9 protein-coding genes and 1 riboswitch are annotated in these 11,729 nt (G+C 54.1%); of the genes, 5 read left to right on the top strand and 4 right to left on the bottom strand.

The annotated features are described in order from the left end of the window. Position 1: 1 nt before the first annotated feature. Positions 2-1,327 carry an FAD-dependent oxidoreductase gene (locus P40081_RS29095; RefSeq protein WP_063779808.1) on the bottom strand — a complete coding sequence of 442 codons (1,326 nt, stop codon included), beginning with the start codon at positions 1,325-1,327 and terminating at the stop codon, positions 2-4. A gap of 150 nt (positions 1,328-1,477) precedes the next feature. Here P40081_RS29095 and P40081_RS29090 point away from each other — a divergent pair, with 150 nt between their 5' ends. Next, positions 1,478-2,512: a LacI family DNA-binding transcriptional regulator gene (locus tag P40081_RS29090; RefSeq protein ID WP_197074296.1), complete on the top strand. Its 1,035-nt coding sequence runs from the start codon at positions 1,478-1,480 to the stop codon at positions 2,510-2,512. A gap of 57 nt (positions 2,513-2,569) precedes the next feature. On the opposite strand, the gene hpt is transcribed toward P40081_RS29090, so the two are convergent. The 3 genes from hpt to P40081_RS29075 are packed head-to-tail and all read right to left on the bottom strand — an operon-like array spanning position 2,570 to position 5,260. Further along, the gene (hpt, locus tag P40081_RS29085; protein ID WP_042139607.1) at positions 2,570-3,097 is read right to left on the bottom strand and encodes a hypoxanthine phosphoribosyltransferase; all 528 of its coding nucleotides are present in this window, start codon (positions 3,095-3,097) and stop codon (positions 2,570-2,572) included. Between the two features lie 30 nt (positions 3,098-3,127). Next, a complete protein-coding gene (locus P40081_RS29080) occupies positions 3,128-4,642 on the bottom strand; it encodes an IMP dehydrogenase (protein ID WP_039308082.1) in 1,515 nt (504 codons plus the stop codon). A 57-nt stretch (positions 4,643-4,699) separates the two neighbouring features. Continuing rightward, a complete protein-coding gene (locus P40081_RS29075; protein WP_039308084.1) occupies positions 4,700-5,260 on the bottom strand; it encodes a phosphoribosyltransferase in 561 nt (186 codons plus the stop codon). 118 nt (positions 5,261-5,378) lie between these two features. Continuing rightward, positions 5,379-5,481: riboswitch (purine riboswitch) on the bottom strand. Positions 5,482-5,941: 460 nt separating this feature from the next. Between P40081_RS29075 and hemA the strand changes: the two genes are divergently transcribed. From hemA to hemC, 4 genes are all read left to right on the top strand, one after another. After that, entirely contained in the window at positions 5,942-7,333 is a 1,392-nt protein-coding gene (gene hemA / locus P40081_RS29070; RefSeq protein WP_042139606.1) for a glutamyl-tRNA reductase, read from the top strand. Between the two features lie 5 nt (positions 7,334-7,338). Then, positions 7,339-8,163: a cytochrome c biogenesis protein CcsA gene (ccsA, locus tag P40081_RS29065; protein WP_042139605.1), complete on the top strand. Its 825-nt coding sequence runs from the start codon at positions 7,339-7,341 to the stop codon at positions 8,161-8,163. A 1,091-nt stretch (positions 8,164-9,254) separates the two neighbouring features. Then, entirely contained in the window at positions 9,255-9,902 is a 648-nt protein-coding gene (locus tag P40081_RS29060; RefSeq protein WP_042139604.1) for a precorrin-2 dehydrogenase/sirohydrochlorin ferrochelatase family protein, read from the top strand. Positions 9,903-10,712: 810 nt separating this feature from the next. Continuing rightward, positions 10,713-11,720, top strand: coding sequence for a hydroxymethylbilane synthase (hemC, locus tag P40081_RS29055; RefSeq protein WP_042139603.1), 1,008 nt, complete (start codon positions 10,713-10,715; stop codon positions 11,718-11,720). Positions 11,721-11,729 lie beyond the last annotated feature (9 nt).

Here is an 11,729-nt window from a genome sequence, read left to right as displayed (position 1 = left end):
CTTATAATTTCCCGGAACATTCAGGGGCAACCTGCTTGCCGTTGTTCCCGGCAGACAGCGCAGTTCCATGAAACTGTACGCCCTGCTCAGCCAGAAGCTGATGCAGCCGCGGTATTGAAATATCCGCCATATGGACGGTGCCCTCTTCCTTGGCGACAGCTGCTGCGACTCCGGCCGCCTGACCCAGCGCATAGCAGGTGGCCTGCACGCGCATGGAGGACATGGCTACATGAGTCGCCGAAATGCTTCGTCCCGCTACCAATAGCCCCTGCACACCGGCAGGTACCATACAGCGGTACGGAATATCGTAGCTTCCCAGCTGGCGCTCCTCCGTCGTTTTTTGCCCGTCAGGGCTGTGAATATCGATTTCATAATTGGTCTGCGCCACGACATCCCCGAACCTGCGGGCTTCAAGCAAATCCTGTTCGGTCAATGTATGCAGGCCAACGATTTGCCCGGTTTCCCTCACACCGGTCTGGCCGGGAATATGGGCAATAATGTAATTCTCAAAGCCGTTGCGCTGCAAATAATGGGCCGTTGAGAAAACCTGGCGCAGAGCCTCGCGCTCCGCGAAGTTGGTGTCTTCAATACGGGCACCGTTGCCCTTAACGCGGGTCATATTGACCAAAAGCGTGCCGTCATCATTCTTTTCCCAGTACAGGTGGCGTCCCTGCGGCAGATCGTCTACGGACTCATATATCTCACAGTCCTCAGGAAGATAAGGGACAACCGGCTTACCGGTATTCTGCATGGTGAACATAAGGGTCATAGGCTGTGTTAATCCGTCCTGTTCCCGGCCGTAGCGCATAGGCACTCCGGCATCACTGGCCACAGCGGCGTCCCCTGAGCAGTCCAGCACAATCCCGCCCATGAAGGCCTTCAGCCCTTCGCGGGTCCGGGCCAGTACTCCGCGTACCCGCTGCCCCTCCATGACGGGCTGGACATAGACGGTATGGTAGAAGACCTTAACCTTCTCCCGGTGCAGTTTGCCGTTCAGATAATGGCGCACTGCAAAGGGGGAGTACTGGTCCTTCCGGGAGTGCAGCGACGTCAGGTGGGAGCCGGGAACGGCTTCGGGAGTTGTCTCTTCAAGCATTTCACGGTAGATGCCGGTCACGTTGCCGACACTCATATAGATGCTGACATTAGCCAGTGTTCCCATCCCTCCAAGCTGCCCTGATTGCTCCAGCAGTATTACCTTCTGTCCGCAGCGGGCGGCGGAGATCGCCGCCGCTGTCCCGGCCGGACCGCCCCCGATCACGACGACATCGGCCTCCTCATATATCTCTGCAGCCACCTGCAGATTTATCTGTTCTTTTTTCACCATATTCATCCTTTCTATATAGAGCTTAGCTTTATAATAGATATAAGGAACAAGGGATTATAGCTTGATTTTAGTTGTACTTAGGGGATTGTGGGCTTGCATTGCAGGAGAGCTATGGAAGAATGGAATGGCCAAGTAAAAGGGGGAAGCCGTGTGTCAAAGAGAAAAACGGTCACGCTGCGCGATCTGGCGGACCGCCTGGGGCTGAGCGTGTACACAGTGTCCAAAGCGCTGCGCGGGCTGCCGGGCATGTCGGAACCGACCCGCAGGCTGGTATTCGCTACTGCCCGGGCAATGAATTATGCGACCAAAGCGCAGGAAGCGGGGCTTGCCGCTGAATCCATTGCCTATGCGGCGGGCAAGCCCCGCCGGTTCGTCATGCTGATGCCTGCAGACCACTCATTTCTGAATCTGCAGTTCCATGGTCTGCATCAGCGCATGGATGAACTGGGCCATCAGGTACAATCCGTATTGCTGCCGTTTGAGGGGCCCCAGCCGGACAAGCTGGCGGACTGGCTGGAGGAGAGCGGCATTCTATACTGCGACGGATTGTTTCTGTCGCCGCTGCTGCCCGTCTGGGCAGAGACCATTCTGCTGCAGCTTGGTCTTCCGAAGGTAATGATCAATTTCCCGCCCGAAGGTGCCGAGGTGGACAGTGTAATCTGGGATGTCCAGCATGCGATCATTCTTGCGGTAAATGCGCTCTGCCGCAGCGGTCATCGCCGAATTCTGTACGTGGGAGAGCCGGACGGACAGCGGGGATTCCGCTTGCGCTATCAGAGCTTCAGGGCCGCCTGTGCAAGCCGGGGAATTTCCGCTGCTGAACAGATGTATCATGTGAACCCCGCTGATCCTCAATGGCTTGCTGACTTATCGGCCATTCTTCAGACAGGAAGCCCTACGGCTATTCTCTCGGCGAATCATGGACAAGCCTGGCCCATTCTGCGGAAGGTGCAGGAACTGGGACTTAATATTCCGGATCAGATATCAATTGTTGCGATGGAGCATGGGGAACTGGAGGCTTGTCCCGGCTTGTCGCGCCCGGCGCTGCTGGTCCAGGAGGCAGGGGAGCGGGCGGCTGAGCTGATGCTGCGGCGGATTGCCAATCCGCTGGCACCTTATGAGCAAATCCGGCTGCTGGGACCGTTTCTGACAGGGGAGACGGTTGTGGAACCATCTCTCTGCTGAACAAAGAAACCGTCAATTCTCCAGCTATAGGAGAATTGACGGTTTCTTAATCCTAGTTTAATCGCCCGTCTCCACAATCCAGACCTCAGGCAGATTGCGGAACTGCTCGGCGTAATCCAGACCATAGCCGACAACGAATTCATCGGGAATGTCAATGCCGCAGTATTCGATTGGAACTTCGACCAGGCGGCGGGAAGGTTTGCTTAGAATGGTGCAGATTCGCACGCTTGCCGCTTCACGCAGTGCGAACAGCTCCTTCAAATGCTGAAGTGTCAGGCCGGTGTCGATCAGATCCTCGACGAGCAGGACATGCTTGCCGCGGATATCCATGTCGATATCCTTCTTGATCGTGATGACACCGGAGGAGGTGGAGCTTGCACCGTAGCTGGACACTGACATATAGTCGATGCCGACCGGGAAAGTGATTTCGCGCATCAGGTCGGACATGAATACAGCGCCGCCTTTGAGAATGCCGATAAGTACAAGCTCTTTGCCTTCATAGTCACGCGATATTTCAGCGCCCAGTTCTTGAACTCTTTGCTGCAGCTGGTCCTTGCTGACCAGAACTTTGGTAATTTGTGTCATGGTTGACGCTCCTTATGGATTAGGATGTGATCAGGAGGATGATCTGTCCTTTTCCTTCAGCATAACATCATGTGCGCCTCCTTCAAAGATGGTTGTGGAGGAAACCAGTGTTATCTTCGCCTGCTTCTGCAGTGCCGGGATGGTCAGCGAGCCGCAGTTGCACATGGTTGATTTGATTTTGCTGATGCTGAGATCCAGATTATCCTTGAGCCGTCCGGCGTAAGGAATGAAGGAATCCACGCCTTCCTCGAACTCCAGCTTGCTCTCTTTGTCGGCATTGCCGAAGTCATAACGCTGCCAGTTGCGGGCGCGGCTCGACCCCTCACCCCAATATTCCTTGACGAAGTTCCCGCCGACCAGCAGCTTGCGTCCGGGGCTTTCATCGAATCTGGCAAAATAGCGGCCCAGCATCACGAAGTCAGCTCCCATCGCCAGCGCCAGCACAATATGGTAATCATGGACAATCCCGCCATCGGAACAGATCGGGACATAGATGCCGGTCTGCTCGTAATATTCCTGGCGGGCGGCTGCGACTTCAATGACGGAGGAGGCCTGGCCGCGTCCGATCCCTTTTTGCTCCCGGGTAATACAGATGGAACCGCCGCCGATGCCGACTTTGATGAAATCCGCCCCGGCTTCCACGAGGTACAGGAAACCTTCCTTGTCGACGACATTGCCCGCCCCGACCTTCACTTTCTCCCCGAAAGTATCCTTAATATAATGGATGGTTTCGGCCTGCCATTCGGAATAACCGTCAGAGGAATCAATGCACAGAACATCCGCCCCGGCTTCCACCAGCGCCGGTACGCGCTCCTTATAATCCCGGGAGTTGATGCCCGCGCCGACAATGAGCTGTTTGTTGTCATCATGCAGCTCCAGCGGATACTCCTGATGGCTGTCATAATCCTTGCGGAACACAAGGTGGACGAGATGGCCGCTGGCATTAACAATCGGCAGGCAGTTCAGCTTATGATCCCAGATCATATCATTGGCTTCGGTTAAGGTGATGCCTTCTTCGGCATAGATCAGTGAAGATAACGGCGTCATAAATTCAGTAATCGGGCACTCCGGCGGCAGACGGTTCTCGCGGTAATCGCGGCTTGTGACAATGCCCATCAGCTTGCCTGTCGGTTCCCCGTTGTCCGTAATGGCAATGGTGGAGTGGCCGCTGCGCGCTTTCAGCGCCAGTACATCCTGCAGTGTATCCTCCGGCTTCAGATTGGAGTCGCTGAGGACGAAGCCGGCTTTGAACTTTTTGACCCGGCGGACCATCTCGACCTGCTGCTCGATCGACTGCGAGCCATAGATGAAGGAGATGCCGCCGCTTTTGGCCAATGCAATCGCCATGTTATGGTCGGATACGGCCTGCATGACTGCTGAAGTAACGGGCAGATTCATGGTCAGCGCCGGAGTCTCGCCCTTGCGGAATTTGGTTACTGGCGTCCGGAGATCGACATTCCCCGGGATGCACTCTTTGGTGGTCAGACTGGGCACCAGCAGGAACTCACTGAAGGTTCTTGAAGGCTGCTCATAATAATAAGCCATGGCTTGTCACTCCCCTGCTAAAGTTTCATCAATTCTGCGGTTGTTGATTTATACACTTCATACCTTGGATAGAAACCTTACCGGCACCCCGATGTCCGTTTCCAGTTGCTTGTAGTGTTCCCCTTTTGCCAGAATTGCCTGCACACCCACAAGCTCAATGCCCATAACGGACATTTGCTCAGCGATGCAGCGGATGGTAGCGCCTGAACTGATCACATCATCCAGCAGCAGCACCCGGTCACCGGCGGAGAATCCGTCAAAATAAATATAATTCTCGTTATACGCCGTTTCGCGTTTGATGCTGACCTCGTAATTCTCATACAGCTCCGTGCTGAGCCGCAGGATATTCATCGGCTTCATCAGCTTATAGGCCGCAAGCATGCCCCAGGTATGCCCGCCCGGTTCAGGCGATACGATGTAATCGAAATCCGGGAATTGTTCCGTAACGGCCTCTGCCAGACTGTCGGTAATCTCGCTGATCAGCTCAGGGGTGATGTAGGTTCCGCGTTCTCCAAAAGGGTATAGCTTAAAGTCATAGGCTGTATCTTTATTCTTGTAGATCCTCACATTCTTGGCTTGGCTGATCGATTCACTTAACCGTGCGTAGGATGCACTCATTGCCCTCACTCCTTCTATTATAGATGCCAAAAACCCCAGGACCAAGAGGCGCAGGACAAGACTGGTATGTCAGGAGGAGAAGCCGGGCATAGCCGTGTTCCCTTCACTGGTTGCTCCAGTATCTTGTCTGGCCTCTTGTAGCCTGGGGCAATTTACGGTTGCCTGTAGATACGCTCATTCCAAATTAACGAGCTTATACAAGAGATGTTTGATTAGAGAATCTGACATATTAATGAATCGGATGGTTTATAAATGATTGTTTACGATTTTGGTGTTATATAATATTACGCAGATCATTTGTTATATGCTATCATCCGCAATAATGTGTGTCAATATTTTGTTTTAATGTTATATAAGATAACATTTACGTGTTTGAATTGATTTTTAAGCCGGTTTATTTGTGCCGGACCCTCACCGGATTATATTTAATACAGATAACCTGCGGATTCATAAAAAAACTCTAAATAACCCATTCTAAAGCATGGTGCTTTGGCGGATTTTTATTTATAATAATTATTATCTGCAATTCATAAATAGTTCAAAGGTTTTGTAAAAAGCCGTATTTTGATGTGATATACTTAACACAGCGATTTGAGATCTTGTGAAATTGATACTAATACATGCTAATAAGCAGTAACAGTGCCTACACCAATGAATAGAGATTAGGATGGTGAACAAGCGATGCATATTGTCGTCGTTGGCCTGAATTACCGTACGGCTCCCGTAGAGGTGAGAGAACAGTTCGCTTTTGCCGAGAAGGATCTGCCTGCTGCGCTTCATCAGCTGATGCAGACGAAGAGCGTTCTGGAAGGGGTCGTAGTCGCCACCTGTAACCGGACGGAAATTTATGTGGTCGTGGACCGCCTTCATATGTGCGGATATTTCATCCGCAGCTACATGGAGCAGTGGTTCGGTGTAAAAAGTGATGTATTTGCGCAGCATATGTATATATATGAAGACGAGCAGGCGATTGCCCACCTGCTGCGTGTAACCTGCGGCCTGGATTCCATGGTGATCGGCGAGACGCAGATCCTGGGACAGGTACGCAGTGCTTTTTTGACTGCCCAGGCGGAGGGTGTAACCGGAACGTGGTTCAACCGGCTGTTCAAGCAGGCGGTGACGCTCGGCAAACGGGCGCATAGCGAGACTTCCATCGGTGAAAGTGCGGTTTCGGTCAGTTATGCAGCGGTGGAGCTGGGCAAGCGGATCTTCGGGATGTTTACCGGCAAAAGAGTGCTCATTCTCGGCGCCGGCAAAATGAGTGAGCTGACAGTGAAGCATCTATACAGCAGCGGCGCGGCTGAGGTTATTGTCGCCAACCGGACGTTGTCCCGGGCGGTGGAGCTGGCCGAGAAGTTCTCGGGCAAGCCGAGCACGATTGAGGAAGCACTAAAGCGTCTGGATGAAGTGGATATAGTCATCAGCTCCACGGGAGCCGACGGTTATGTGCTGACGGCTGCCCAAGTGGCTGAAGGGATGAAGCGCCGGCCGTCACGGCCGCTGTTCATGATCGACATTGCCGTGCCCCGCGATATTGATCCGGCTGCGGCAAGTGTGCCGGATGTCTTCCTCTATGATATCGATGATCTGGAAGGCATTGTGGAGAGCAATCTGGAAATGCGCCGCAGTGAAGCTGCCAAGATTGAAGTGATGATCAGTGAGGCAATGGATGAATTCCAGCTGTGGCTGAAGACGCTAGGTGTCAGACCGGTGATCCGTGCGCTGCAGGACAAGTCGAACGGGATTTATGAAGAAACGATGGACAGTCTGTTCAACAAGCTGCCTGAACTGGATGAGCATCAGCGTAAGGTTATCCGCCGCCTGACCAAAAGTATTGTGAACCAGATGATGCATGATCCGATCAATGTCATCAAGGAGTTGTCTGGCGGGAAGCAGGGGAATGAAGCTCTGGAGTACTTCACCCAGATTTTTGCACTGCAGGAGCAGCTGGACCCGGGTCCGGATGACCGTAGTGCTATACCGGTTGAGGAGGCGCCTGCTGAAGTATCCTCCGGCGGAAAGTTCGCGGTGCCGGGGACGGTGTTTGCTCCGGCCGGCATGCTGGGCGGGTGAGCGACATGCAACTGCTGAACGGAATATATGATGCCGCTCTGCTGCTATATGCCCTGAGCCTGCTGTTTGTTTTCTCGGATTGCCTTCGGCGCAATCCGGGCGGAAAGCGGCTGGGCACAGGGCTTCTTGCTGTTGTGGGCCTGCTGCAGCTCGCGGGGCTGGCGATCCGCTTCTCCCAGGAGGGCGGTCTGCCGATCTTCACACCGTATGACTTCCTGTTCTGGTTCTCCTTCAGTATGGTGGTGATCTCACTTGCCATTGCGTACACGCGGGGCGGCGAGTTTACAATTCTGCTGCTCAGCATGGCAGGGTTCAGCGTGTTCCTGCTGAACCGGGTATGGCTGACCGCAGAGGATCATGCCTTGCAGAGCTGGAGTGCGGTGCACGGCTGGCTGGCGATGCATGTGATTTTGGCCAATTTGAGCTTTGCCGCACTGACACTGGGGACCGTATTTGCGATAATGTATTTGTTTCTGCATACCAAGCTTAAGAATAAGAAGTGGGATGACCGTGTCCGCAGGCTGCCAAGCCTGGAGACAATGGACAAATATTCGTATACTGCTATCCTTGCCGGTGTGCCGCTGCTGCTGGCCTCGCTGATCCTGGCAGGCTTATCGATTATTGCGGAAGGGCGGACGCCGCTGTTCCAGGATCTGAAGGTGCTAACTACGCTTATCGGCCTCGGAGTCTACATACTCTATATAGTATTGAAGGTTTCCGGCCGCAGAAGCGGTACGGCGATGGCACGCTGGGCCATTACTGGCTATGGCTTTATCATCCTTAATTTCCTGCTGAATTCATGGTCTGAGTTCCATGGCTGGGGCGGGTAGTAGGGCTGTAAGCTGGGTGCTGAAGTGCGGAGGCGGCTTGTATGCTGAAGTGCAGAGGCGGCTGGTGTGCTGAAGTGCGGAGGCGGCTAGTGTGTTAGTGCGGAGGCGGCTGGTGTGTTGAAGTGGAGAGACGGCTGGTGTGTTGAAGTGCGGAGGCGGCTGGTGTGTTGAAGTGCGGTGGCAGCTAGTGTGCTGAAGTGCGGTGGCAGCTGGTGTGCTGAAGTGCGGAGGCGGCTGGTGTGCTGAAGTGTGGAGGCGGCTGGTGTGCTGAAGTGTGGAGGCGGCTGGTGTGTTGGAGTGCAGAGGCGGCTGGTGTGTTGAAAGAGGTAGCTGGTGTGTTGAAGTGCGGTGGCAGCTAGTGTGCTGAAGTGCGGTGGCAGCTAGTGTGCTGAAGTGCGGTGGCAGCTAGTGTGCTGAAGTGCGGAGGCGGCTGGTGTGTTGAAAGAGGTAGCTGGTGTGTTGAAGTGCGGTGGCAGCTAGTGTGCTGAAGTGCAGAGGCGGCTGGTGTGTTGAAGTGGAGAGGCGGCTGAAGTGCGGAGGCGGCCTGAATTGTGCTCGAGAGCACAGGTGGATGAGAGGCAAGGGGTTATGCTGGAATGTACAGGCAAGAAACGGGAAGTTATATGGGCATGTTGTGGTGGCTATGGAGCGATAGCTTATGGGCGAGTGATTGAACTGAAGTGTTATGGTGACTTATAGGGCGAGTGATTGAACTGAAGTGCTATGGTGGCTAAGGAGCGAGTGATTGTACTGAAGTGTTATGGTGACTTATGGAGCGAGTGATTGTACTGAAGTGCTATGGTGGCTATGGAGCGAGTGATTGTACTGAAGTGCTATGGTGGCTTATGGGGCGAGTGATTGTACTGAAGTGCTATGGCAGCTTATGGGGTGAGTGATTGTACTGAAGTGTTATGGTGACTTATGAAGCGAGTGATTGAACTGAAGTGCTATGGGCCTAATGAGAGAGCTTTTCTAGTGCGCCGGACTGCTGTCCTGCTGTAGTGGCAACCGGGGACTGATTTCTTAGTTGAGCAAGCTGGGGTATTGTGGTGTGGAGTATAGTGAATTTTCGGATGCTGGAGTGAGGCGGGATGAGCAAATATTTGCCCATTATGCTGGATGTTCAGGGCAGACTGGTGGTAATGATCGGCGGCGGAGCTGTGGCTGAACGTAAAGCGGCTCCGCTGCTGGAGGCAGGAGCGGAGCTGGTGATTGTCAGTCCTGCGCTTAGCGGGACGTTGTCCGCAGCGGCTGCGGAGGGGCGGCTGAAATGGGTCAGCCGCCCCTATGCTCCCGGAGATCTCCAGGGAGCTGTCTTGGTCTATGCCGCCAGCAGCGACAGGGCGGTGAATGAAGCGGTGGCCGGGGAGGCCCGGATGCTGGGCCTGCCGGTCAATGTCGCCAGCCACGCCGAGGCGGGCAGCTTCATCACGCCCGGTATCCTCCGGCGGGGGCGGTTGACGGTTGCGGTCTCGACCTCCGGGGCGGGACCGTCCGCTGCTGCGCAGATCACGGCGCAGATCGCCGGGCTGCTGGGCGAGGAATACGAGCCTTATCTGGATTTCCTGCATGAGCTGCGCATTGAAATCAAGCGGCTGGAGCCTGTAGCTGAGATTCGCGCCCGGCTGCTGCGGAGGCTGGGGAAGCTTGATGTGTTGGATGAGATGCGGCAGGGCACCTTTATACCATGGACATCAGAGGTAATCGAATCCTGGATTGCATGTAACCGGGAGGAGTAGGCGGAATGATCGGGTGGAGTCGGCCATCGGGAGACGTAGATCGAAAGAGCGGATGGAGCAGGTTATCGGGAGGCGTAGATAGATTGATTGGGTAGAGCAGGCCATCACGTAGATCGAACAAGCGGATGGAGCAAGCATCAAGTACAACTGCTGCGATTGCGGAGTAAGTTTGCATCTGCTCTGGCTGCTTCAAAACTAATTCATCAATCATTGAGACTGCTTTGAAACTGAGTCTGCAAAGACATAAGCTGCGGCAGAAGTTGACTCAAGTTGCCGATTGAATCGTGCAGATGAATCTGTTCCAAACGAATTGGCGGGTTAATGCTTGACGGCCTGCTTATTTGAATAGACGATTGAATGGACCAACGGCTGAACGGCCGAATGATCAGAGAAATAGACGAATAAGTAGAATAAGTGGATGTGTTTATGACGTTGAAGTGGGCGGATTCGCGGGAATGTGGCTGGAATGACCAAAGCTGACTGTTGTGCGGTAAATTAGAGGGATAAATCCCTTTGATTTGGGCTAAATCCGCCGAAATGAGCAAATTAGAGGGATAAATCCCTCTAATTCGGGCGAAATCGCCCGAAATGAACAAATTAGTGGTATAAATCCCCTTAATTCCAGCAATAGTGGCGCGAATGAGCAAATGAAGGGTAAAAGTGCCCTTGATTCCAGCGAAAGTGGCGCGAATGAGCAAATGAAGGGCAAAAGTTCCCTTGATTCCAGCGAAAGTGACACAATTGAGCAAATGAGAGGTATCGTGCAGGAAACAGGGCGGGTGCAGGTAACTTGAACAGGGGGAATGGTTCATGCGGAAGATTATTGTGGGCAGCAGACAGAGTGCGCTGGCGCTGACGCAGACAGGGCATGTGATTGCCGATCTGGAGCGGCTTAGCGGGGAGCATGGCTTTGATTTTACTTTTGAGGTGCATAAGATTGTTACCAAAGGCGACCGGATTCTTGATGTCACCCTGTCCAAGGTTGGCGGTAAGGGTCTTTTTGTGAAGGAAATTGAGCAGGCCATGCTGGCCAAAGAAATCGATATGGCAGTACATAGTATGAAGGATATGCCTTCCGAATTGCCGGGAGGCTTGATTAATGGTGCAGTGCCGAAGCGGGTAGATCCGCGGGACTGCCTGATCTCAAGCAGCGGAGCAATCCTTGAGGATCTGCCGCAGGGCGCGCGCGTAGGCACAAGCAGCCTGCGGCGCTCCAGCCAGCTGGCCGCGCTCCGGCCGGATCTGGTTATTGAGCCGGTGCGCGGCAATATTGACTCGCGGCTGAAGAAGCTGGAGAACGGCGAATACGACGCGATTCTGCTGGCAGTGGCAGGCTTGTCGCGGATGGGCTGGCAGGACCGGGTAACGGCTTATCTGCCGCCGGAAATCTGCCTGCCCGCTGTGGGCCAGGGAGCTCTCGGCATCGAATGCCGTGAAGACGATGAGGAGCTGCGCAAGCTGCTCGCGCTCTACAATGATGAGCGCACCGCTCTTACGGTGACGGCGGAGCGCACATTCCTCGGCGCCCTGAATGGCGGCTGTCAGGTGCCGATCGGCGCCTACGCTGTGCTGGAGACGGAGAAGGCCGGGACAACGGGAACAACCGGGACTATTCATTCCGGCGGGACTTCTGGAGAAGGCGGCCTGTTAATCACTTTAACCGGAATGGTGGGAACACCGGACGGATCGGTAATCCTTAAAGAAACCTGCACGGGAGAAGATCCGGTGCAGCTCGGTGCGGAGGTTGCCCGCAAGCTGATTGCCAGGGGCGCAGAGAAGATTTTGGCGGATGTAAAGGGACAGGATACTCAGGGATAAGGTGATAAG

The organism is Paenibacillus sp. FSL P4-0081, from assembly GCF_000758565.1.
In the GTDB taxonomy this organism is placed as follows: Bacteria; Bacillota; Bacilli; order Paenibacillales; family Paenibacillaceae; genus Paenibacillus_AQ; species Paenibacillus_AQ phytohabitans.
The sequence above is the reverse complement of the archived record's forward strand: the minus strand, read 5'-3'. Positions and strand labels throughout refer to the sequence as shown.